Origin of the sequence: Streptomyces sp. LBL, from assembly GCF_029893585.1 — a bacterium.
Taxonomy (GTDB): domain Bacteria; phylum Actinomycetota; class Actinomycetes; order Streptomycetales; family Streptomycetaceae; genus Streptomyces.
This window is the reverse complement of sequence record NZ_JARXYX010000003.1, coordinates 207,625-229,825: the sequence shown is the minus strand read 5'-3', so window position 1 is coordinate 229,825 and position 22,201 is coordinate 207,625. Positions and strand designations below refer to the sequence as shown.

Sequence of the window (22,201 nt, the reverse complement as noted above, 5' to 3'; positions counted from 1 at the left end):
GAACGGGAGAGGTGTCTCGAATTGACCGAGCAATACGCACCCACCGCGGCGGACGTGGGAACGATGTACGACCAGTCGACCGGCCTCCTCTCCGAAGTGATGGGGGGAAACATTCATCTGGGCTACTGGCGGGACGACGAGGACGACGCCACCGTCGAGCAGGCCACCGACGCGCTGACCGACATGGTCGGCACCCGGCTCGCGCTCTCACCGGGCGACCGGGTCCTGGACATCGGCTGCGGCAGCGGCAAGCCCGCCACCCGGATCGCGCACACCTGGGGCGTGCACGTCACGGGCGTCACCGTCAGCGCTCAGCAGGCGGAGATCGCCTCCGCCCGGCCGGAGGTCGGGACCGGGCCCTGCCAGGTGTCCTTCCGGCAGGCCGACGGCATGGCCCTGCCCTTTCCTGCCGCGCACTTCGACAATGCGTATGCGATCGAAAGTTTCCTGCACATGTCCGACCGGGCCACCGCCATCGCCGAAGCGGCGCGCGTGTTACGTCCAGGCGGCGTTCTGGTGACGGCCAATCCATATCAGCAGGGTGAACTCGATGCTCGTGAGGCCGAGATAGTCGCAGACAACCGGAAGCTGTTCCAGATTCCGCCGATCGGGAATGTCGACGAATATCTCGCCCATATGCGCAAGGCTGGTCTCGAAGTTTTGGAGACACTGGACATCGGCGAGAACGTACGCCGCAGTCACACCATCGCGGCGGAGCTCATCCGCCGGGTGGACAAACCGAGCGACGGCGCGCTGAGTGAGGAACTCAACCGGGCGGCCGACATCATCGAACGTTTCGGTGAGCTTCCGCAGATCGGCTACGGACTGATCGTCGCCCGGCGCCCCTGAACCACCCCGCCGCTCCCGCTTTCTGAAGTCCCCGCTCAGGTCCAGCCGCGGCCGTGCTTGAGGAGCCGGCTGTGCGCGGCGGCCACCTGCGGACGCGTTGCGGTGCCGTCACGGGTGGCGAGGTACGTCGTCGTGATCGGCGGTATCTCGGGTCTGAGCAGGGGCACCAGCGTGCCTCGGGCGACGCCCTCGGCACACAGGTACGTGGGCAGCACGGCGATGCCGACCGAGGCATCCACCGCGGCCAGCACGGCCCGGTGGTCGGGGACCACCGCGGGCGTCGCAGCCACCGCGGTGTGGAAGACCGACCACCAGTAGTGGTCGACAAGCGGCAGATACTCCGAGCAGGTCACCAGCCGTTGGCTGCCCGGCAGAGAGGTGTCGCCCGGAGCCCGGCCCTGCGGGATCGCGCGTGCGACCTCGGGCGAGGCGACCAGGCAGCACTCCTCGTCGTGGAGGGGCAGCGCGCTGATGCCCTTGGTGCGGGGGCGCGTCCGTGCGACGACGATGTCGAGTTCGCCCTCCGCCAGCTGAGCGAGCAGTGTGTCGGACAGCTCCGAAGTGATGCGCAGACGCGCCGGATCGCGGAGCATGTCGGCCAGCACCGGCAGGATCCGGTCGCTCATCAGGTCGCTCGGGGCGCCCAACCGCAGCGGGCGGGCCGGGACGCCGTCGGCCGAGTAGCGCCGTACCACGAAGTCGAGGGCATCGACCGGGCCTTCGGCGTCCCGGGCGAGCGAGTCGGCGGCCGAGGTGGGCCTGGACCCGGTGGCCTGACGGATGAACAGCCGTGTCCCGAACCGCTCCTCCAGCATCCGGATCTGATGGGTCACGGCGGGCTGGGAGATGTGCAGCCGACGGGACGCTCGGCCGAAGGAGCCCGTCCGGTAGACCTCCAGGAAGGTACGCAACAGACCCGGGTTGAGCGGTTCCGTCTCCGACCGGGCCGCCGGGACCTGCGGATCCGTAGGGGTCTTGACGTGCGGGCGCGGTCGCGTGCGGGGTGTCGGATCGGATCCGGGTAATCGGGGGGAGGACATCAGGGCAGGCTCCATGAGTACGGCCGGCGGACGTGGGGGGAGACAGGGAGCAGATCCTGGGCTGCGCGGTCCCGGGCGGATCCCGGGAGTACGGATCTGGACTGCGTACCTCAGGACTTCGGCAGGTGCGGTACAAGTTCCTCGAAGGTGCGGCGCTGCCCCAGCGCGGTGTCCAGGAGCAGGCCGTTGTTGCTCAGCGCCAGTCGGCGGAAGGCCGCCACCCGGTGCTCGTACACGTCGAGTGCCAGCGGGTCGTCGCGCTCGGCGGCCCGGCTGCGCACCCGGGCGCTGGCCACGCCCGCCGGCACGGTCGTGAACACCGAGAGGTCAGGCGCGGGGAAACAGCCGATCAGCGGTTCCACCACGGCGCGCGTCCCGGCCGGCACTCGGTGCACGAGCAACTCGCCCAGCGGCGTGAAGAGATAGCGGTCGACCACGACGACTCGGCCCGCCCGCAGCGCGGGCAGGATGCGCGCCCGCACGGTCATCAGACGGTCCCCGAGTACGGCGCAGCACATGGCGAGTGGGTCGACCTCGCCGGTCCGCACGGCGCCGAACGGATCGGCGCTGTACTCCTTGAACCAGCGGCTCGCCTTCAGCTCACGGGAGGGCAGTTTGAAGCCGCGGACGGTGTGGCCGCGCGACCGCAGAAAGGCCCGGGTCGTCCGGGTGGTGGTGGTCTTGCCGCTGCCGTCGACGCCGTCGAAAGCGATGAGTGTGCCGGGCAGTCCGTGAGGCCGGACCGGCAGCCGCCACTCCGGGATCACAGGGCTCGTCCGCGGTACCGGGCGGTCGTCCGGTGGACCAGACGGCGCATCCCGGTCGGAACGTTCTCGCCGCGGTGGAGAAGCGAGGGGTTGTCCCAGACCAGCAGGTCACCCGGGCACCAGGCGTGTGCGTACTGCCACCGCGGCCGCAGGGTGTGCGCGTACAACTCCTCGATCAGGTTCCGGCTCTCGGCCCCGGGCAGGCCCTCGATACGGTCCAGGCACATCTCGTTGAGGTACAGGGCCGGCTCGCCGGTGACCGGGTGCGGGCGCACCAGCGGGTGCGTCACCGGCGGGAAGGCCGCGCGCTCGGCGGTCGCCTCCGCCTGCGACACCCGCGACGAGGCCTGCCGCAGCGTCGAGAAGTTCCGGCCGAAGTCGTGCACGGCGCGCAGTCCGGTGACACGCTCCCTGAGCCTCCGCGGCAGTTCGGCGAGAGGGCCGCGGGCGTCGTTGAACTGGGTGCGGCCGCCCTCCGCGGGCGCTACCACCCCGTACAGCAGTGTGGCGTCGGTGGGCTCCGACAGGAATGAGGCGTCGCTGTGCCAGTGTTCGGCGGGCCGCTTGTAAGCGCGGGGCGGCGAAGACTCGAAAACCTCGGCGTAGGGGCTGTCGGCATGCCCGTGCGTCGGGTCCCAGGGGAGCGTCGGCCGGCCGAAGTACGAGGTGACCCGTAGCTGGGCCTCGACGGTGAGCCGCTGGCCGGAGAAGAGCAGGAGCCGGTGCCTGTGCAGGGCCCGCACGAGTTCCTCCGCGTGTGCCCCGGCCTCCGCGGTGTCGAGTGCGACGCCGAACACCTCAGCGCCGAACGAAGCGTTCAGGGGTTTGTACGTGAGCATCCGCAGGGCTCTCCTTGCCGCCTGGTGTCGCTGTCGTCGCTACGGTGGGGACCGGTCCATGAGCACCGTGACCGCAGGCCGGTGAGGCAGTGCGGAAGACGTGTGCGTATGCGGTGCACGAGGCGGTGTACGGCCCCTCGGCCAGTTGCGAGCCAAGGACATTACACCGCGGACTCCGCCGGATTTCAGGGATGCATGGATAGGACATTGGTCCTCTTGAGGGGGGTGGGGCGACCTGACACGCTGGCTCGGCACGAACGCGCCGACGCCGCGTCCTCTCAGGGTTCCCTGGTCCGATGGACTCCACGTCCTCCCGAGGGCGCCGCGTGAGGGGCTCTCGGTGACGGTCCCCGCACTGTTCCGCGCACCGGTTCCGCAACCAGCGCAACCTGCGAGCGGACGGTGGACCGGCCCGGTGCGTGCAGTGGCCGCTTCGCGGTGGCCCTCACCCACCAGATCCGACAACCGACCTTCCTAGGAGTGAGCGGTGACCATCGCCGAGGAGCGTTCCGCAGCCAACCGATTCGTCCTGTCCGAGGACGAGGTGCCCCAGCGCTGGTACAACCTCGTCGTCGACCTGCCGTACGACATCGACCCGCCTCTGCATTCCACGGAGGACCGGCCCGCGCTCACCGAGGACTACGACTGGCTCTGGCCCACCGAGTGCCTGAAGATCGAGTTTCTGCAGGGCCGGTACGCGACGGACCCGTGGATCGAGGTGCCCGATCCGGTCCTGCGCACCTACCGGCGCTACCGACCCTCGACCCTGGTCCGGGCCCAGGGCCTGGAGGAGTACCTCGACACCCCGCATCAGATCTTCTACAAGCGTGAGGACCTCAACCCCGGAGGCAGCCACAAGTTCAACACCGCGCTGGCGCAGGCGTACTACGCTGCCCAGGACGGTGTCGAGACACTGGTCACGGATACCGGCGCCGGCCAGTGGGGCACCGCCCTCGCACTTGCCTGCGCCGCCTTCGGTATCAAGCTGAAGGTGTTCATGGTCCGGAAGAGCTTCGACGAGAAGCCCTACCGACGCAACCTCATGCGGATGCTGGGCGCCGAGGTCATCTCCTCGCCGAGCCGCACCACCAGGACTGGCCGCGGCGTGCTGGACAAGGACGCGGACAGCCCTGGCAGCCTCGGCATCGGCATGGCGGAGGCCATCGAGCTGGTCCGCAACGACCCCTCGCACCGGCTGGCACTCGGCTGCATGTCGTACTACGCGGCCATGCACCAAACCGTCATCGGCCTGGAGACCCAGGCACAGCTCGCGCAGGCCGGCGTCGGCGCCGACGTCCTGGTCGGATGCGTCGGCGGCGGCAGCAACTTCACCGGCTTCGTCGCCCCGTTCGTCACGGGCGAGGACCGGCCGCTGTGCATCGCCGCGGAACCCGCCTCGGTGCCCACGCTCACCACCGGCGAGTTCCGCTACGACTGGGCCGACTACGAGCGGCAGACCCCGCGCATCCCGATGTACACCCTGGGCAGCGACTTCGTGCCGCCGCCCATTCACTCCGGCGGTCTGCGCTACCACGGCAAGACCCCGATCCTCTCCAGCCTCGTCAAGCACGGCCTGATCACCCCGCGCTCCTTCGACCAGCAGAAGGTCTTCGAGGCCGGTCAGCTGTTCCTGCGCACCGAGGGCGTGCTGCCCGCGCCGGAGAGCTCCCACGCCATCCTCGCCGCCATCGACGAGGCCAAGCAGGGCGGCAAGCCGCGCACCATCGTCATCTGCCTCAGCGGCCACGGCTACCTGGACCTTCAGGGGTACGCGGATGTCCTCGACCTCGGCTGACCCGGCCTCACTCCTGCCCCGCCCCCGGCCGGCGTCCGTCCCCGACGCGGTCGAGGTCCGGACGTCGTCCCGGGTGCATGTCACGCTCATCGACATGAACGGGTCGGCCGGCCGCCGCGACGGCAGTGTCGGCTTCGCGGTGGCCGACCCGGGACTGCGCCTCGTCCTGGCCCGCGGCGGACCGCTGCACCAGGAAGAGGCCGCCGGGGCCGGAAACGAGCGAGCCGCTGCGGCGGTGCGGCACGCCGCCGCAGCCCTCGGTGTCCCGGCCCCGGACCGGGTCCGGCTGCGCTCCACGGTCCCGGCCCACAGCGGCCTCGGCTCGGGCACCCAGCTCCGGCTCGCCGCGCTGCGCGGCCTGGCCGAGTTGGAGGGCCTGGACCTGGGCGACAAGGAACTGGTGGCACTGTCCGGACGCGGCGGCACCTCCGGCATCGGCGTGCACGCCTTCACCCACGGCGGCTTCCTCGTGGACGGCGGCCACCGCACCCGCGACAAGGAGGCGTTCGCGCCGAGCCGCTTCGCCGAGGGCCTCCCGGCCCCCCCGCTGCTGTACGCCACGACCCCGCCCGCCCACTGGGGTGTGGTCCTGGCCCTGCCGGAGGGCGTCCAGGGTCTGGAGGGGGCGGCCGAACGGGACTTCATGACCGCGCACACCCCGGTGCCGCTGCCCGCCGTCGAGGCGGTCGCGCACACCGTCCTCATGGGGCTGCTGCCCGCCCTGGAGGAGGGCGACCTGGCCGCCTTCGGTGACGGCCTCACCCGGCTCCAGGACATCGGGTGGAAGCGGTCTCACTGGCAGCGGGCGGAGCTGCGCCGATGGCGGCCACTGGTCGACCTGATGCGCGCCGAAGGCGCCGCCGGCGCCGGCCTCAGCTCGACCGGGCCGCTGGTGTACGCCGTCTACGACCGGACCCGGCACGACGACGGGGAACTGGCAGGACGGATCCGCGCCGCAGCGGACCGGGCCGGACTGCCGCTGGTCTCACTGACCACCACGACCTTCGGCGGCCCCGCGGCCACCGTACTTCCCGAGGAGTGAGGGCGACCCCATGGACCAGTCGGAGCTGGAGGAGATCGAGCGCGACTACGTGCGCTGGTATCCCGCCCGTATCACCGCGATGGACCCCGAGACCGCCTGGGCGCGACCCACGATGGGGCTGTACGCCCACATCCCCTACTGCGCCCACCGCTGTCACTTCTGCAAGTACAAAGTGAAGGTCGGGGAGGACCTGCACGACGAGATGGACGTCTTCCTCGACGCCCTGGAGAACGAGATCCGCACCGTGCGGGAGCGCGGCCAGGTGGCCGGACGCCCACTGAACGTGATCTTCATCGGAGGCGGCACGCCCTCTCTGCTGGCCACCCCCCAGCTCGACCGGCTGCTGACCGTCATCACCTCGTCGTTCGAGCTGACCGACGACTGCGAATTCAGCATGGAGTGGAGCCCCGCCTCGCTCAGTCGCGAGAAGCTTCGGCTGTTCCACGCCGCCGGTGGCAACCGGCTCAGCATCGGAGTGCAGTCCTTCAACGACGCCGTGCTCAAGGAGATCGGACGCGACCACACCGCCGCCGAGGCCCGGGAGGCGCTGCGGCTGGCCCACGAGGCGGGCTTCGACAACATCAACCTCGATCTGATCTACCGGCTGCCCGGCCAGAACGTCGAGGACGTCCGCCGCTCCGTGCGCGACGCGCTCGCCTGCGACCCCGCGCACATCAGCTTCTACCCGCTGTGGATCCGCGAGCAGACCGTGCTCTGGTCCCGGCTCCAGAAGGGCGAACTGGAGATCCCGGGTGAGGACGTCGAACAGGAGATGTTCGAGGCCGCCCGGGAGATCTTCGAGGAGAGCGGCTACGAACACTACAACGTGTTCGACTTCGTCCGCCGCACCACACCCCGCTGCCGGTACACCGAACTCCAGTGGGAGGACGGCGAATGGGTCGGGGTCGGCCCGAGCGCGGTGACCTACGTCGAGGGCCGCCACACCATCAACGCCTACTCGATCGGCGACTACATCGAGCAGGCCCGCACCACCGGCGCCGCCACCACGGCCGGCTCCGTCCTCGACCTGCCCGCGCAGATGCGCCGCACCATGATGTTCGGCCTGCGGATGAACCCCTTCGACACCGACCGCTTCCGTCGCCAGTACGGCGTGGACGTCGACACCGTCTTCGGGCCGGAGCTGACCGCGCTCACCGAGAACGGTCTTGTGGTCCGCGACGGCCGGTTGCTGCGGCTCAGCGCCGAGGGCATCCGCAAGGTGAACAACATCGGCAAGCTCTTCTACACGGCACCGGACGACCGTCAGTCCCTGGGCCTGTCCCGGCGCGGTCTGCCCATCGTGGAAGTGGACCGGTGACCGCCGCACCGGGCCGTCGGCCCCGGGTCGTGGGTCTCGGCCTGGTGATGGCGGACGTCCGGGTGGTCTGCCCGGTCCCGCTCGTTCAGGAGCACGACCCCAGCGTCGCGGCGATGGACCTCCGGCTGGGCGGCGCCACCACCAACACGCTGGCCGCGCTGCAGCGGCTCGGCGCCGACACCGCGGTGGCGGGCGTGGTGGGCGACGACTGGATCGGCCGCTTCCTGCTCGACCAGCTGGACGTCCGTGGGGTCGGCCGGGAGCACGTGGTGACGGTGCCCGGATCCAGCCCCTCCTGCCTGGTCCTGGAGTCGCCGCCGAGCCGGACGCTGCTGTGGCACCTGCCCGCACCGCTGGAGTGGGCGGCCGAGACGGCGCTGCGCCCGCTGTTGCCCCGGCTCGTCGAGCACGCGGACGCGGTCCACGTGAACGGCCGCTTCCTGCCGGTCGCCGCCGAACTGTGCGCCCTGGCCCGGGAACGCGGCACCACCGTCTCGCTCAACGCGGGCCGCGGTGACGTCTCCTCCGGGGTCTCCACGCTGCTGGACCAGGCCGACGTACTGGTCGCGGCAGAGCAGTGGGCTCTTGAGGAGACCGGCACGAGGACCGGCCGGGAGGCCTGCGAGCGATTGTCCCGGCGGGCTTCCGGGCCTCCCCGGCTGGTCTCCGTGACCTGCGGCGAGCACGGCAGCTGGACCGCGGGCCCCGGGATGCCTGAGGCCGCGCACACGCAGGCCCCGGACGTGCCGTCGGGACTGCCCACCGCGGGGGCGGGGGACGCCTACCACGCGGGCTTCCTCGCCGCCGCCCTGGCAGGAGCCGCACCCGGACGATGCGCGCAGGCCGGAGCCGACGAGGCCGGCCGCCATCTGTCCGAAGCCGCGGCGGTCCCCGCCGCCCAGAACTCACCGGAAGAAACCCTCCGGTGCCGTCCGATGGAGAGGAAGGGGGTGCAGAACCATGGAGTTCGACATCAAGAAGGCCGGCACGTGCAACGGCAGCAAGCCGCTGTAACCGTTCGCGCCGCAACGTGACACCGCTTTCGGCGTGGCGGGCACACGTTGATGCCCGTCAAGGTTCCGCCACGCCGATTCGGCATCCCTCCGAAGGACCGATGCAGACGGACGACGAGGTGACGAGGATTGAGTACGCAGCTCGCCATCGACGACAACTACTTCACGCCCGAGGACACCGCTGAGGCAGTCGACCTCATCGCCCGGACCTACCCGGACGGATGCCGGGGCGCCTTCGTCGTCGGCAGTCTCTCCGTCGGTCTCGGCCACGCCGAGTCCGACCTCGACATCGTCGCTGTGCACGACACCGCGCAGGAGGCCCGTCAGCATGTCGCCAACGGCCGCCGCCTCGACCTCACCACCGTGCCGATCGCCGTCTGGGAGGCGCGGACCGCGTCGATGGCGCGGTACGCCATCACCCGGACCGACCGCTCCCAGGGAGACCTCGACCGCGCGGAGATGACAAGGATCGTCCGCTACGCGGTGGCCGGCCGGCTCCCCGTGGGACGCACCGGCGAGGACGCCCCGGCCGGACCCGACCGCGACGTGGTCGCCCAGGTCATGATCTACCGCAACGCCTTCGTGGTCGCCAGCCTGGCCGAGGACGCCGCGGGGGCCCTTGCGATCGGCGACCCGTACACGGCGCTGCTCGCCGCCCGCGGCGCGGTCGAGGCCGGCCTGGACGCGCTGCTCTCCGCCGAACGAGACCTGTACATCGGGCCGAAGTTCCTGCTGCGCCGCGTCGCCCGGTCCCGGCTGCTCGGCCCGAACCTGCCGACCATCTGGGAACTGCTGCACGAGCCAGTGCCGCTTGACGGCCTCACCGGACACGCGGAGGCCGTCGTCCGGCGCCGGCTCACGCTCGCCGTCGCCCTGGTCGGCCTGGCCACCACCCGCGGCTGGAACGGTACCGGGGACATCGCCGAGCTCCGGCTGCCCGGGGAACCCGGCATCGGCCCGACGCAGAGCCCGTACCACAGCCTGCTCCGCTTCACCGACGGCTTCGTGCTGGCCGGACCGAACACGGCCTACGACCTCACCGAACCCATGGCATACCTCTGGAGCCTGTGCACGGGTGCCAAAGCGGCCGATGTGCATGCGGAGTTCACCCGCGCCCTCGACGCCGATGTCTCCGAGGGAGAACTGGCCGGTGCGGTGGCCGCCCTCGCGGAGCTGGGCGTCGTCGAGTTGCCGCAGGACGCGCTGTGACGGCCGTCGAAGTCGTCGATCTTGGCCGTGACTTCGTCTCCTCCGGCCGCCGGATCACCGCCCTGGACGGGGTGAACCTCACCGTCGCCGAGGGCGAGATCGTGGCCCTGCTCGGGGAGAACGGTGCCGGCAAGACGACCCTGACCAAGATCCTCGCCACCCTGCTGCTGCCCAGCCGCGGCACCGCGCGGATCTTCGGCGTGGACGTCACCGAACGGCCGCAGGAGGTCCGTCGCCACCAATCCGTCGTCTTCGGCGGCGAACGGGGCTTCTACCACCGGCTCTCCGCCCGCGACAACCTCCGCTTCTTCGCCCTGCTGGACGGCGCCTCGCCGCGCGGCCTGCGGCAGCTGGTCGACCGGTCGCTGGAGCGCGCGGGCCTCGCGGACGCTGCCGGCCGCGCCGTCGAGACCTACTCGCGCGGCATGCGCCAGCGACTCCACCTCGCCGTCGGCTTCGCCACTCGGCCTCGCCTCATGCTGCTCGACGAACCCACCATCGGGCTCGACCCGGTGGAGGCGGCCCGGCTGCGCGCGGAGATCTCCGCGCTCCGGGACCAGGGCGTCACCATCCTGCTGACCAGCCATCACCTGCTGGATGTCGAGGAACTGGCCGAGCGTGTCGTCGCGCTGCACGGCGGCCGGGTCGTGGAGGACCTGCTGCTGGCCGACTTCACTCGGCGGGCCGGTTTCGCCGCCGTCATCACGGTCACCGGGCACGGCCCTCGGCCCGTGCCCCGCGCCGGCCACGGCATCCGGGTCCGCGGCGAGGGCGCAGCGGGCAGCGCGGGGGAGGAACCGGGCGCGGACACCTGGACGATCGTGATCGAGATCGAGGAGTGGGGCACGGGCGCGCTGGGCGGCATCGGGGCCCTGCTCGATGGCTGCGAGGTGACTGGCTTCGACGTCACACCGGCCCGGCTGGAGGACTCCTTCCGGCGCCTGTACGAGAGCCCGCGCCGATGAGGGCCTTCACACCCGGCGTCCCGCCGACCGGTCTCGGAGCGCTGCGCACACACCTGGCGGTGTTGTGGGCGTCCGCCCGCATCCAGGCGGTCCTGACCCTGCGTAGCCCGGCCGTGGTGATCCTCGCGGGGGTCCAGCCGGCGGCCCTGCTCCTGATCACCCTGCCCCGCGACCCCGGCGACCGTGACACAGCCGCCCGGGTCCTCGTGTCCGTGCTGGTCACCTGCCTGTGGGGCGGGCTGGTGTGGATGGCCGGTGGCATCATCCGTCGTGACCTCGTCCAGGGCACCATGACCCGCAGCGTCGTCGGCGTCCGCGACCCCCGGCTGGTCCTGGTGGGCAAGTGCGCCGGGGCGGTGCTCTTCACCTGCGGCGCGCTCGCGGCCGTCGGAACCGCCGCCTCCCTGCTGTTCGGATTGCGCCTGCGGCTGCCGCCTCCCCTTCCGCTGCTGGTCGGCCTGGTGATGGCGGTCGTCTCCGCGGTCGCCACGGGCATGTTGCTCAGCTGCGTGTTCGTGCTGACCCGGCACGGCGTGCACCTCGGTAACGCCCTGCTCTACCCGGTCTACATCCTCGGCGGCACCATCGTCCCGGGCGGACTGATCCCCCCTGGGCTGCGCTGGATCGCCTGGCTCGTGCCACTGCGCTGGGCGAAGGAGTACATGGTGGACGTCCTGCTCGGCCGACCTGCGGGCACGTCGCTCGCCGCCATGGCCGTGCTGGCCGCCGTCCACTTCCTGACCGGGTCTGTTCTGTTCCGGAAGGTGGTGGACCGTGCCAGGCGCCGCGGCACCCTCGAATTCACCTGAGACCTCCGACCCAGGCCCGCTCCGTGTCACCCGCGAACTGCTGCGCTTCTCCTGGCGGCTGTACCTGGCCGAGGAGACTCCGCAGGTACTGCTGCTGTCCAAGATTCCCAGGGCCGTTCTCCAGGCGGTGTTCTACACACTCCTCGTGGGACTCCAACCCGCCGCCGACCTGGACGTCACAGCCGCGCGGGAGACCGCGTTCACCGGGGTCTCCGCCTTCGTCATGTGCCTGTCCACCGTGGTCGGGGCGAGCGGGGTCCAGCCCCTGGACCGGGACGAACGCACCCTCGCTCCGCTGCTCGTCGGACGCGTGCCCGTGCCGCGGGTGCTGCTCGCCCGGTGTCTGCCGTACGCCGCCGAGGGCCTGCTGCTCTCCCTCGTCACGGTCATCCTGGCCGGTCTCGTCCTGACCGGTCCGGCGACGGTGGCACAGTTGCTTGCCTGCACAGGGGTGTACACGGTCATGGCGCTCACCAGCCTGTGCGCGGGCGCCGCCGTCGGCGCGCTGGCGCTGCTGGGCCGCTCCGAGCTGCTGTACGGCAACGCCGCGCTCTATCTCATCCTGGTGCTCAGCGGAGCGGTGCCGGCGCCGGCGCTGCCCGGGTGGACCGGCACGGTGGCTGGGCTGCTGCCGCTCACCCACGGCATCGAAGCGCTGCACCGCTCGCTGGACGGCGAACCCGTCGCCGGGCAGCTCCTCGCCGAACTAGGCGTGGGGGCGCTGTGGCTGGCGGCCGTCGCGGGTCTGGTCCGCCTGTGGTCGGCGAGAACCCGCAGACACGGCCACGCGGACGGTGGCTGACGGATCCCACACCCATAATGGAATTCCGCCGCGGTCGAATCAATGGGGCAAACGTCCTGGCCTTTCATTCATTGACATTTTTGGATCGCAGCCCTTTTGATGAATGGGAAGCTGGATGTGACGGCCCGTAGGTGACGGCCCGCGATGGGACGGTTGAAATCGATGACACGAAGAATTCGATCCTCGTCCAGCCGGTTCTCGCGGATCCTGGGAGTGGGCTCGTACCGCCCGGGGAACGTGGTCGGCAATGAGAAAATCTGCGAACTCATCGATTCCGACCCGGAATGGATCGAGAAGCGCTCCGGAATCAGGACCCGACATTTCGCCGAAGACGACGAGACCATACCGGTGATGGGGGCGCGAGCCGCGGAAAAGGCGCTGAGCGCCGCCGGTCTGACGCCCTCCGACGTCTCCTGCGTCATCCTCTGCACCATGTCCTACCTGCACCAGGCGCCGCCCGCGGCGGCGGCCTGCGTCGCCGAACTGGGCGCGCGCGGTGCCGCAGCCTTCGACCTCGGCGCAGCCTGCGCCGGGTTCTCGCACAGCCTGGCGGTCGCCCGGGACCTGGTGGCCTGCGGGCAGTCGGAGCACGTACTGGTGGTGGGGGCAGAGCGGATGAGTGACATCGTCGACCCCCGCGACCGCTCGACGGCTTTCATCTTCGGCGACGGCGCGGGCGCCGCGGTGGTCGGACCCGCTGACGAGCCGGGTATCGGGCCCGTGGTGTGGGGGACCGACACCGAGCACCTGGGTGCCATCCAACAGAGCCGCTCCTTCACCGAGGTGCGCAACGACCCGCTGGTGCGCTGGCCGTTCCTGGAGATGGCCGGACCGGAGGTGTTCCGCTGGGCCATCGGGGCTGTCGCCGAGGTGTGCACACAGGCCCTGGCCGCGTCCGGGGTGACGGTGCAGGACATCGGGACGTTCGTGCCGCACCAGGCCAATGTGCGGATCGTGGACGCGGCGGTGAAGGCGCTGAGGCTGCCCCCTTCGGTTGAGGTGGCGCGCACAGTCCGGGAGGAGGGCAATGTCTCCGGCGCCTCGATTCCGCTCGCCCTCGACACTCTCACCGCCGCCGGCCGCGTCCGGCCCGGGTCACTCGTCCTGACCGCCGGCTTCGGCTCGGGCCTCAGCTACTCGGCGCAGGTTGTCGTCGCTCCATGACCAGACTTTCGGAGACCCAATGACGTTAAGCACGCAGGAGCCTTCGGCGCGCGACCTGCAACGGAGCCCGGGACACGGCGCGGAACTCGACGTCGACGAGGGCGACCCGTTCTTCTTCGACCACCCTCTCGACCACGTACCGGCGATGCTGCTGCTGGATGGCGCGGTGCGCGCCGCGCGAGCGTTCGACGGGCCGCTCGCGGACCGGCCGGAGGTGACGCGCCTGTGGATGCAGTTCGACCGCTTCTGCGAGAAGGACCGCCCCGTCCAACTACGGCTGGGCGCCGCCGCGGACCCGGACCACCCGGTGGCCATCCGTGTCGTCCAGGACGGTACGGATGTCTCCCTGGGCGGTCTGGCCTGCACGCCGGGTGCCGTGCACGTCCCGCTGCCGACCGCGTCGCCAGGCGGCGGGCGGCCCCCGCACGCCGAGCCTGCCCTCGTGCACAAGCGGGCGGTCACCCAGATCCTTGTCGGCCCGCTGCGCCGGACCGGCCCGGAGACCCTTGTCACCCCGGTGTTGGAGCCGGCGCCGAGCGCCGGGACCACCGCCATGCACCCCCTCACCCTGTTGGTCGAGGCGAGCCGGCAGGCGTCCACCATGATCCTTCATGCCGTCCACGGCGTACCACTGGACCATCAGTTCATCCTGTGTCGGCTGGACGTCGACCTGCCGCCGGGCCCGGCCTGGATCGGGCCGCCCGTGCTCCGCTGCCGCCCCCGGCGGGCCGGTCGTGACCACACCGTGGTGTGCGAACTCCTCGCCGGTGAGGGGCGCAGGGGAACAGTGACCTGCACGGGACGGACCGTGCCGGCCGCTGCCTACCGCAGGCTGCGCGAGGCTACCCGGAACCGGCCCGCGGCCACGGGGCCCGGACCGCTGGGGGCCGCACGATGAGCCCGGCGGGTGGTGCCGGGACCCGAAACGGACCGAACCGCACCGGGCGGTTTCCGGCCGTCCTGCTGGTGGCCGGCACGCTGGCCCTCGCGGGCGCCCTGGCGCGCGTCCTGCACTCCGCCCCGGCGGACGTGCGTGGCCCGGCCGCCACCTTGATCACCCTCTATCTGATCTGGGTCGCCCTGGAGACCCGCATCAGCCTGCGCACTGCGGGCGAACCCGCCTCCGACCAAGACCGCGGCAGCGAACAGCTCTATGGCGCAGCCCGGTTGAGCACCCTCGTCGCCGCCCTGTACGGGCCCCTGCCGCACGGCCCCTGGCAGCCCTGGATGCTCGTGCCGGTCGGACTGCTGACTGCGGGTGCCGCCCTCCGGCTGCTCTCGATCCGCGCCCTGGGCCGGTTCTACTCGCACCGCGTCCGCACCGTCCACGATCACCGGATCACCGACATCGGCCCGTACCGCCTGCTTCGGCACCCGGCGTACACCGGAATGCTCCTCGCCCATGTCGGACTGGTGACGTTCTTCCTCAACCCGGTCAGCGTGGCGCTGCTGCTCGGCGCCTTCCTGCCGGCCGTCGTGTACCGCATCCGCACCGAGGAGACGGCGCTCGCCGGAGTCGCCGGATACCGCGAGTTCGCCCGGGACCGCAAGCGTCTCGTGCCCTTCGTGTGGTGAACGTGGCGGATGGACCGGCCGCGAAGCCGACGGCGACCAGGACACGTACGACCAGGACACGCACGTTGAGGCACGGACGACGAGGTGGCGGCGAATGATCGAGACGCTCGACGACCCGATGGCACCCGAGCACGTGGGCTGGAAGTTCGCCCGGTTGAAGACGTTGTACGGCGCCGGGGTCACGGTGCCGCCCCTGTTCTGTCTCACCGGCCGGGCGTTCCGCCGGGCCGTCGCGCCCGTCGCCGACCGGGTCGCCGAGCTGTTGCGCGAGGTCGACCACGACGACTGGCAGGACGTCTGCCGCGTCAGCGCCGACGTCCGCCGGCTGGTCGAGGAGACACCCCTTGACGCCTCACTGCACCAGGCGCTGACCGCGGCCGTGGACCGACAACTTCCGAAGGACGAACTTGTCGCAGTCCGCTCCTCGGTGCTGGCGGAACGACTCGAGCACGCTGAGGACTCGGGCACGCACCCCTTCGCCGGAATGAGCGACAGCTTCCTCTACGTGCCCCGGGACGGCATCCCAGCCGCAGTGGTGCGCTGCTGGTCGTCGGCCTTCTCGCCCGAGGGCTTGCTGTACCGGCACCGGCTGGGCCTGAGCGCACAGGGCCTCGCCGTCGCCGTCGGCGTGCAGCAGATGGTCCTGGGCGAACGATCGCTGGTCCTGTTCACCTGCGACCCCGCGACCTATGAGCGCCGGACCGTGATCAGTGCCGGCTGGGGCATCGGCGAGGGCGTCGTACAGGAGAAGACGGCCACCGACCACTTCTTCGTCGATCGCGCTGGGGCCGTGGAACGCGTCGTGGTCGACAAGACGACGATGCTCACTCTCGACACCGGGCAGGGACACGGCGTCCGGGAAGCGGACGTATCCGAAGCGCTGCGACACGTGCCGGTGCTCAGCGACGCCGAAGCCGTGGAGCTGGCCGGACTCGGGCGGCGTATCGAGGAGCTCTTCGGCGCTCCGCAGGACATCGAGGCCACGCTCACCCCCGACGGCCGGGTGCACGTGGTGCAGTCCCGGCCGGTCGTCCTCGAACCGGGGCGGCACCGAGTGTGGAGCAACGCCAACGTGGCCGAGAGCTTCCCGGGAACCACCACACCGATGACGTACTCGGTGGCCCGCCGCTTCTACGGCCTGCTCAACCATGACTACCTGCGCAGATGCGGGGTGAGCGAGCGCGAACTGCACGGTCTGCGGGAGACGACGGGCCGGCTGCTCGGCTATGTGGACGGACGGATCTACCACAGCATCACCTCATTCACGACGATGCTCGCCGTCCTGCCGCTCTTCGAGGGGCTGCGCCGGGACTGGGAGCGGCTGGTGGCCGAGCTGGACACCGCGTACGCCGAGCCCGCGCCACCGCCCGCGACACCCCTGGGGCGTCTCCGGCACCATGCTCGGCTGGCCCGCAGCTGGGGCCGCGCGGCCCGCAACCATGCGACTCTGGTACCGGACTTCGCTGCATTCGAACGGGACTGGCACCGGCTCCTGCGCGAACGGCGTGGCGCCGCCTCTGCCGACCAGCACCCGCTCGTCCTCGTCGCCGACTTCCGTGAGGTGTGGCGGCGCGCGGGCGACCTGTGGGGGGTGACGCTGGTCAACTACCAGTTCATGGTGGTGTGCCACAAACTGATCGAGCAGATCCTGCAGCGCAACGGGGTCCGGGAGTACGCGACGCTCTTCAGCCAACTGCTCTGCGGCGGACGCCAGCTGAAGGGCGCGGAGATAGCCCTGGAAGCAGTACGGCTGGCTGAAAGGGTGCGCCAGGATCCAGAGCTGTCGGTACGGTTCACCACCGGCGAGGCCAGGGAGGTCTGGGCGGAGCTGGACGCGGGGCGGTTCCCGGTGGCGTTCACCGACGCGTTCCGCGCTCATCTGCGCCGCTACGGTGACCGGGGCATCGAGGAGTTGAAGCTGGAGCGCCCCAACCTCCGGGACACTCCCTGGCACCTGGTCGAACTGGTGCGGCAGTACGTCGCGTCGGGCATGACCGTTGCGGAGCTGGAGGGCGCCGAGCGGCGCAACCGGGCGGAGGGCGAGGCGGAGCTGCGGCGCAGGATGCCGAACCGCCCGGCGGCGCGCGCCCTGCTGCGGCTGCTCTTCGCACGGCTGCGGGCACACCTCTACCACCGAGAGGCCGGCCGGTACCTGCGCAGCGAACTGTTCGGCTACAGCAAGCAGGTGATCCTCGCCCTCGGTACCCAGCTGCACCACCGCGGCGTCCTCGCGGACCCGCAGGACGTGTTCCTGCTCGACCTGGACGAGCTGTTCGGTTTCGTGGACGGCTCCGGTTCGACGTACGACCTGGCCGGCCTGGTCGAGGTGCGTCGGCGGGATCTGGAGCGGGCGACGCGGCTGGAGCCGCTCCGCGAGTTCGCCACCGCCGACGTGGTGGCACTTGCCGTTCCGCACCACGCACCGCCTGTGGACGCTCCCGACAACGACGCCGGCACTGTGCTGAAGGGGCTCGGTTCGTGCCCCGGCCGGGTCCGCGGCCGGGCCCGGGTGGTCCTGAACCCGTCGCTGGACGCCGCGCTGGAACCGGACAGCATCCTGATCGCCCGGGAGACGGACCCGGGTTGGCTGTATCTGATGCTTGCGTCCCGCGGGATTGTCGTGGAGCGCGGCTCCATGCTGTCGCACACGGCCATCACCGGCCGCAAGTTCGGCATCCCGACGATCGTGGGGGTGCCGGGTGCGATGGACATCGCGGACGGCAGCCTGCTGGAGATCGACGGCGCGACGGGCCGCGTCACGGTCATCCGGGACGCGGCGTGAGACACGAACTGCTGCTCTTCGGGCGGTTCTTCGTGTCGCGGTTCCCGCTCGGCCTGTACAGCGTGTACGTGCTGCTACTGCCGGCCGCGGTGTTCTGCACCCTCGTGCCGGCGGACCGCTCCGGTCCGCCGACACAGCCCATCGCGGCGGGCTCCGCCCCAGCTGTCGCAGCGGGACTGCTGGGGATGGTGTGCGTACTGTTCTTCATGCGAGTCGTCGACGAGGTGAAGGACCTCGACTATGACCGCGTGTTCCACCCCTCGCGCCCGCTCGTCACCGGCGTGGTCGGCCCTCGACAGGTCGTCTGGTACCTCGGGGGAGCGGCGGGGGCGTCCTTTGTCCTGGCCGCTGCGGCGGGCGGAGCGACGACGGTGACGGCCGCCCTGATCATGGCATACAGCCTGCTCCTGCTTCGCCTGGAGCAGACGTCGGCATGGTTCCGCGACAGCGTGCACCGGAACATCGCGGTCACCATCCAGCTGAAGACCGGGGTGGTCGTCTACGCGGTCACGCTCGCGTACGCCGCCGGGGCGGCCCGGGTGTCCTGGCCCGCGCTGCTCTGCGCTGTGCTGACGTTCGTGCTTGCGTATTCGTCCTGGGAGGTCGCGCGCAAGACGGTGCGCCCTGAGTTCGCCCTGCCGGGGGAGAAGCTCTACTCCACCGCTGTCGGCGCTTCGGGAAGCCTGGTCCTGGCAGCGGGCCTGCTGGTCGCGGCGTGTGTGGTGCGGGCGGTGGCGGCCGCCGTCTGGCTGGAGTGGGATGCGGGGTGGGTCGCCGCGTGCACCGTCCCGCTGGCCTGCGCGGTCTGGGGGTGGCTGCGCTGGCGCGGCCGGCGCACGGTGCGGTACGCGCCGGCCGGACCGGCGCTGCTGGGCTATGTGCTGTTCCTCGCGGTACCCGTCGTCCATTGGGCGTCGTCCGGCCGGGTTCTGTGACCGGGCGGACCGGATGGACCGGCCGGTCCGCCGGATGGACTCGGCAGCGCGGTCATCTCCGTTGACCGCCGCCGTGCCGCAATGAGCGCTCCAGGCGGTCCACCAGCTCGCTCATACCGGGCGGCACCGCAGCCGGCGGCGAGAGCGGGCCCCTCGCCAGCCGCAGCAGCCGCGTGGCGAAGTACTCCGCCGCATACTCCTCGGGGCGGCTGTACTGGGTGCGCCCCAGCATGTGTTCGATGAGCGCGGGGTCGATGTCCGCGGGCAGCAGGGCGCTGCCCGCGGACATCTCGTCCGCCGTGCCGGAGCCAGCCGTGCCGGAGCCCGCCGGGCCGTGGTCCCACAGGAGGTGGCCCAGTTCGTGCATGATCACGTGAGTCTGGTGGACCGCTGTGGTACAGGCCTCATAGAAGACGTAGTCCGTGGTGGCGGTGGAGACCAGGAGCCCGGCGGGGCCGCTGGCAGGGAACGCCAGCGGGGCCAGCTGGATCGGGCGCCGCCGACGCTCGGCGATCTGCTCGCAGAGGTACTCCAGGGAGAAGGAGACGGGCAGGTCGAGACTCCGTACCAGGTCGCCGCATCTCCTGCGGATGTGTCGGCGCTTCATCGCTTCCCGTTCTCCTCGCTGCGGTGGGTGTCGCGGCTGCCCATGATGTGTCAGGGACCCCCGGGACGGAAGATCCTTTTCTCGGCCAGCGGATGACCGGATCCGTTCTCCAAGCTCCGTACTTCCCGTGGCTTCGGTGAGGAACTGGACGACGGTGTCCGCATCCGGTTGCGGGATTCCATCGGTCGGTCGGACCAAAGGCCGCCGCTGAGCCCCACAACGAGTTTCGATACGTGCATTGAATCCCTGGTCTGCCAAGTGGGCCTCGAACTGGGCGAAGGCGCGTTCGTGGATGCGCGCGCGGGCGTGGTGGCACTGCCGGCAACGGTCGGGCAGTTCACGGTGGCCGTAGCAGGGGGCGCGGAGGGGGGGCGCCTGTACCCTGCTGGGCGGGCTCGGCCAAGATGAGGATCTGCCGGGTGGTGATGATCTGGACGGTCATGCCGTGCGTCTTGTACTTCTGCGATAGTACGGGTTGTCGGCCCGAATGCAGTCGGTGGGAACCCGCGACCCGTCGACGATGACGAAGCCGCCCCTGGCTCAGGCACAGCAGGGCCCGATTGCAGCAACCCGGCTTCCGCCACGAGGAGTTCGGTTCACGCCATCGGAGTGGACGAGCCGGAGGGCATGCTCGCAGGCTCGAGATCCCGTCCGGTCTCGATGCGCACCTGGTGCTGGGCAGCCACGTCACCCACAAGACCCGGTCGTCGAGACGCGGTTGCTGGCCCGTACCCCCTTCCACCTGCACTTCACGCCCACACGGTCGCCCTGGCCGGAGCCGGTGGGGCGACGGCTCGCCGAGCCGGCCGACAAGCGGATACCGCGAGGCGTCCACGACAGCCCAGGCGCGGGAGAAGGGCATCCGCGCCGGGAACGCCGCATGGACCACCGTGCCCGAGTACCACGTGGGGACGACGGCTGTCGGCGAGATCCTCTAACGTCTTGCCGCATATCCGGAAAGAATTCCCGACTCAGAAGACCGGATGGTATGCAGTAACCTGGTAGGGGGAACGTTCAAGGTCCTGCGTAACCCCTTGTGGATGCTTTGTCGCAGCCATGGTCTCGTCAACCTGCATGGTGGCACCCCTCTGAGCTTCCACCTGTTCGGCAGCTCAGAGATCAAGGAGTGGGGATAAATGAGGACAGACCCACCTGGATTGCTGGCTCGGCGGTTGAATCATCTGTTCGACACCGTCCATCCGCGCGGTCGCGGCCCCTTCAGTAACGAAGAGGTGGCCCGCGCCATCCGGGACCAGGGCGGTGACATTTCGAAACAGTACATCGCCTACCTCCGTAAAGGGGAACGAGGTAATCCGCGGGTGCAGCATGTTGAAGCCCTGGCCAAATTCTTTGGTGTACCGGTTGCCTATCTCCTCGACGACGATTCAGGGAGCCAGACCGAAAAGCGGCTGGAAGAACTGGCGGCCTGGCGCGACGCTGGTCTGTCCGAGGAGGACCTGCGGTCCTTGGAGCGCGCCGGGGTCACCGGCGTGGCCATGCGTGCGGTGGGTCTTTCCCCGAAGGGGCTGGAGTTCGCGAAGGTCCTCCTCGACCAACTCCGAGAGATGGAAGGGCTGGAGCCCAAGCAGCCCGGCTACGGCGGCGACGGCCCGCGGCCCGCCGGCTGAGGCGGCACCGGCACCGGCACGGGCCGAGGAAAGGCCCCGCGTGGGGCGTGTTCATGGTGGGAGAGCGGAATGCGTGCCCTGCGATACGAGCGGTTCGGAGGCCCCGAGGTCCTGGTGGAGGCCGATGTGCCGGACCCGGTGCCGGGACCGGGCGAGACCCTGGTCCGGGTGGAGGCCGCCGGCGTCAACTTCGGTGACATCAAACAGATCGCGGGCGAACACACCGAAGGCCCCTTCGGCCCCGAGGGCCCGCTGCCGCGGATCCCGGGAATGGAGGTGGCCGGCCGGACCGCGGACGGGCGCCGGGTCCTCGGCTACCTTCCGCAGGGCGGTTATGCAGCCCGGGCGGTCGTTGCCGATCGCGACCTCGTGGTGCTGCCCGACGAGGTGGAGGCCGGCGCCGCCCTCGCTGTCCTCGTCCAGGGCTTGACCGCCTGGCACCTGCTGAGGTCCATCGCGCGGATCCGGCCCGGGGAGAGCGTCGTGGTGCACTCCGCAGCGGGCGGTACGGGCAGCCTCGCCGTTCAGCTGGCCCGGGAGTACGGAGCCGGCCGGGTCATCGCGACGGCGTCCTCCGACGACCGGCGTGCCTTCGCCCTCGGGCTCGGCGCGGACGCCGCGGTCGACGGCGCCGCCGAGGGTTACCGGGAGCGCGTCCTCGACGCCAACCGGGGACGACCCGTCGACATCGTCCTGGATGCCGTCGGCGGCCCCGTCCTCGACGCCGCCCTCGACGCCCTCGCCCCCCTCGGCCGGCTGGTGACGTACGGCGCCTCGGCACGACGGCCGGCCACTGCGGTCGACCCGGGCCGGCTCGCGCTGCGGAGCGTCAGTGTGGCCGGCTTCTGGCTCATCCCGCTCCTCGCCGGGCACGGCGCCGGAGGCAAGGCACTCACGGAACTCCTCGACCTCACGGCACGGGGCCGGCTGCGGCCGCTTGTCGGCGCGGAGTACGACCTCGGCCGGGCCCGCGACGCCCACGAAGCTCTCCTCGGCCGCCGCAACAAGGGCAAGCTGGTCCTCCGCCCCTGAAAACCCGGCGTCCCCACCGTCGGGTCCGCA

20 protein-coding genes are annotated in these 22,201 nt (G+C 70.8%); 16 read left to right on the top strand and 4 right to left on the bottom strand.

Annotated elements, in window-relative coordinates:
- Positions 1-21: 21 nt before the first annotated feature.
- Positions 22-849: a methyltransferase domain-containing protein gene (locus M2271_RS05110; RefSeq protein WP_280885887.1), complete on the top strand. Its 828-nt coding sequence runs from the start codon at positions 22-24 to the stop codon at positions 847-849.
- A gap of 35 nt (positions 850-884) precedes the next feature.
- On the opposite strand, the gene M2271_RS05105 is transcribed toward M2271_RS05110, so the two are convergent.
- The 3 genes from M2271_RS05105 to M2271_RS05095 form a co-directional block, all read right to left on the bottom strand.
- On the bottom strand, positions 885-1,760 hold the full coding sequence (locus tag M2271_RS05105; protein ID WP_280885886.1) for a LysR family transcriptional regulator: 876 nt from the start codon (positions 1,758-1,760) through the stop codon (positions 885-887).
- 239 nt (positions 1,761-1,999) lie between these two features.
- The gene (locus tag M2271_RS05100) at positions 2,000-2,656 is read right to left on the bottom strand and encodes a hypothetical protein (protein ID WP_280885885.1); all 657 of its coding nucleotides are present in this window, start codon (positions 2,654-2,656) and stop codon (positions 2,000-2,002) included.
- A complete protein-coding gene (locus M2271_RS05095) occupies positions 2,653-3,495 on the bottom strand; it encodes a TauD/TfdA family dioxygenase (protein ID WP_280885884.1) in 843 nt (280 codons plus the stop codon). The genes M2271_RS05100 and M2271_RS05095 overlap by 4 nt, the downstream gene beginning before the upstream one ends.
- 487 nt (positions 3,496-3,982) lie before the next feature.
- On the opposite strand from M2271_RS05095, the gene M2271_RS05090 reads away from it, so the two are divergent.
- From M2271_RS05090 to M2271_RS05030, 13 genes are all read left to right on the top strand, one after another.
- Positions 3,983-5,290: a TrpB-like pyridoxal phosphate-dependent enzyme gene (locus tag M2271_RS05090; protein ID WP_280885883.1), complete on the top strand. Its 1,308-nt coding sequence runs from the start codon at positions 3,983-3,985 to the stop codon at positions 5,288-5,290.
- A complete protein-coding gene (locus M2271_RS05085) occupies positions 5,271-6,332 on the top strand; it encodes a beta-ribofuranosylaminobenzene 5'-phosphate synthase family protein (protein WP_280885882.1) in 1,062 nt (353 codons plus the stop codon). The genes M2271_RS05090 and M2271_RS05085 overlap by 20 nt, the downstream gene beginning before the upstream one ends.
- A gap of 10 nt (positions 6,333-6,342) precedes the next feature.
- Positions 6,343-7,650, top strand: a complete 1,308-nt coding sequence (gene hemW / locus M2271_RS05080; protein WP_280885881.1) for a radical SAM family heme chaperone HemW — start codon at positions 6,343-6,345, stop codon at positions 7,648-7,650.
- Positions 7,647-8,684, top strand: coding sequence for a PfkB family carbohydrate kinase (locus M2271_RS05075; protein WP_280885880.1), 1,038 nt, complete (start codon positions 7,647-7,649; stop codon positions 8,682-8,684). The genes hemW and M2271_RS05075 overlap by 4 nt, the downstream gene beginning before the upstream one ends.
- A 108-nt stretch (positions 8,685-8,792) precedes the next feature.
- Positions 8,793-9,872: a hypothetical protein gene (locus tag M2271_RS05070; RefSeq protein ID WP_280885879.1), complete on the top strand. Its 1,080-nt coding sequence runs from the start codon at positions 8,793-8,795 to the stop codon at positions 9,870-9,872.
- Complete coding sequence (locus M2271_RS05065) at positions 9,869-10,837, top strand: ABC transporter ATP-binding protein (protein ID WP_280885878.1); 969 nt, start codon at positions 9,869-9,871, stop codon at positions 10,835-10,837. The genes M2271_RS05070 and M2271_RS05065 overlap by 4 nt, the downstream gene beginning before the upstream one ends.
- On the top strand, positions 10,834-11,646 hold the full coding sequence (locus tag M2271_RS05060) for an ABC transporter permease (RefSeq protein ID WP_280885877.1): 813 nt from the start codon (positions 10,834-10,836) through the stop codon (positions 11,644-11,646). The genes M2271_RS05065 and M2271_RS05060 overlap by 4 nt, the downstream gene beginning before the upstream one ends.
- Entirely contained in the window at positions 11,612-12,448 is an 837-nt protein-coding gene (locus tag M2271_RS05055; RefSeq protein ID WP_280885876.1) for an ABC transporter permease, read from the top strand. The genes M2271_RS05060 and M2271_RS05055 overlap by 35 nt, the downstream gene beginning before the upstream one ends.
- A 162-nt stretch (positions 12,449-12,610) precedes the next feature.
- The gene (locus tag M2271_RS05050; RefSeq protein ID WP_280885875.1) at positions 12,611-13,612 is read left to right on the top strand and encodes a beta-ketoacyl-ACP synthase 3; all 1,002 of its coding nucleotides are present in this window, start codon (positions 12,611-12,613) and stop codon (positions 13,610-13,612) included.
- A 19-nt stretch (positions 13,613-13,631) separates the two neighbouring features.
- Complete coding sequence (locus M2271_RS05045) at positions 13,632-14,510, top strand: AfsA-related hotdog domain-containing protein (RefSeq protein WP_280885874.1); 879 nt, start codon at positions 13,632-13,634, stop codon at positions 14,508-14,510.
- Positions 14,507-15,187 (top strand): isoprenylcysteine carboxylmethyltransferase family protein, encoded by a 681-nt coding sequence (locus M2271_RS05040; protein ID WP_280885873.1) that lies wholly within the window; start codon positions 14,507-14,509, stop codon positions 15,185-15,187. The genes M2271_RS05045 and M2271_RS05040 overlap by 4 nt, the downstream gene beginning before the upstream one ends.
- Positions 15,188-15,281: 94 nt before the next feature.
- Positions 15,282-17,969, top strand: a complete 2,688-nt coding sequence (locus M2271_RS05035; RefSeq protein ID WP_280885872.1) for a PEP/pyruvate-binding domain-containing protein — start codon at positions 15,282-15,284, stop codon at positions 17,967-17,969.
- Positions 17,966-18,904, top strand: coding sequence for a UbiA family prenyltransferase (locus tag M2271_RS05030; RefSeq protein ID WP_280885871.1), 939 nt, complete (start codon positions 17,966-17,968; stop codon positions 18,902-18,904). Before M2271_RS05035 ends, M2271_RS05030 begins: the two co-directional genes overlap by 4 nt.
- Positions 18,905-18,956: 52 nt before the next feature.
- Here the strand turns inward: M2271_RS05030 and M2271_RS05025 are convergent, their stop codons facing one another.
- Positions 18,957-19,511, bottom strand: a complete 555-nt coding sequence (locus tag M2271_RS05025; RefSeq protein WP_280885870.1) for a hypothetical protein — start codon at positions 19,509-19,511, stop codon at positions 18,957-18,959.
- Between the two features lie 1,136 nt (positions 19,512-20,647).
- Between M2271_RS05025 and M2271_RS05020 the strand changes: the two genes are divergently transcribed.
- Entirely contained in the window at positions 20,648-21,139 is a 492-nt protein-coding gene (locus M2271_RS05020) for a helix-turn-helix transcriptional regulator (RefSeq protein ID WP_280885869.1), read from the top strand.
- A gap of 69 nt (positions 21,140-21,208) precedes the next feature.
- On the top strand, positions 21,209-22,171 hold the full coding sequence (locus M2271_RS05015; protein ID WP_280885868.1) for a zinc-binding dehydrogenase: 963 nt from the start codon (positions 21,209-21,211) through the stop codon (positions 22,169-22,171).
- Positions 22,172-22,201: the final 30 nt, after the last annotated feature.

Excerpts from the sequence above, each read along its gene's own strand:
- M2271_RS05015 (WP_280885868.1), top strand. The coding sequence starts at position 21,209 with ATGCGTGCCCTGCGATACGAGCGGTTCGGAGGCCCCGAGGTCCTGGTG.
- M2271_RS05095 (WP_280885884.1), bottom strand. The coding sequence starts at position 3,495 with ATGCTCACGTACAAACCCCTGAACGCTTCGTTCGGCGCTGAGGTGTTC.
- M2271_RS05050 (WP_280885875.1), top strand. The coding sequence starts at position 12,611 with ATGACACGAAGAATTCGATCCTCGTCCAGCCGGTTCTCGCGGATCCTG.
- M2271_RS05060 (WP_280885877.1), top strand. The coding sequence starts at position 10,834 with ATGAGGGCCTTCACACCCGGCGTCCCGCCGACCGGTCTCGGAGCGCTG.
- M2271_RS05045 (WP_280885874.1), top strand. The coding sequence starts at position 13,632 with ATGACGTTAAGCACGCAGGAGCCTTCGGCGCGCGACCTGCAACGGAGC.
- M2271_RS05025 (WP_280885870.1), bottom strand. The coding sequence starts at position 19,511 with ATGAAGCGCCGACACATCCGCAGGAGATGCGGCGACCTGGTACGGAGT.
- M2271_RS05020 (WP_280885869.1), top strand. The coding sequence starts at position 20,648 with ATGAGGACAGACCCACCTGGATTGCTGGCTCGGCGGTTGAATCATCTG.
- M2271_RS05085 (WP_280885882.1), top strand. The coding sequence starts at position 5,271 with ATGTCCTCGACCTCGGCTGACCCGGCCTCACTCCTGCCCCGCCCCCGG.
- M2271_RS05035 (WP_280885872.1), top strand. The coding sequence starts at position 15,282 with ATGATCGAGACGCTCGACGACCCGATGGCACCCGAGCACGTGGGCTGG.
- M2271_RS05040 (WP_280885873.1), top strand. The coding sequence starts at position 14,507 with ATGAGCCCGGCGGGTGGTGCCGGGACCCGAAACGGACCGAACCGCACC.
- hemW (WP_280885881.1), top strand. The coding sequence starts at position 6,343 with ATGGACCAGTCGGAGCTGGAGGAGATCGAGCGCGACTACGTGCGCTGG.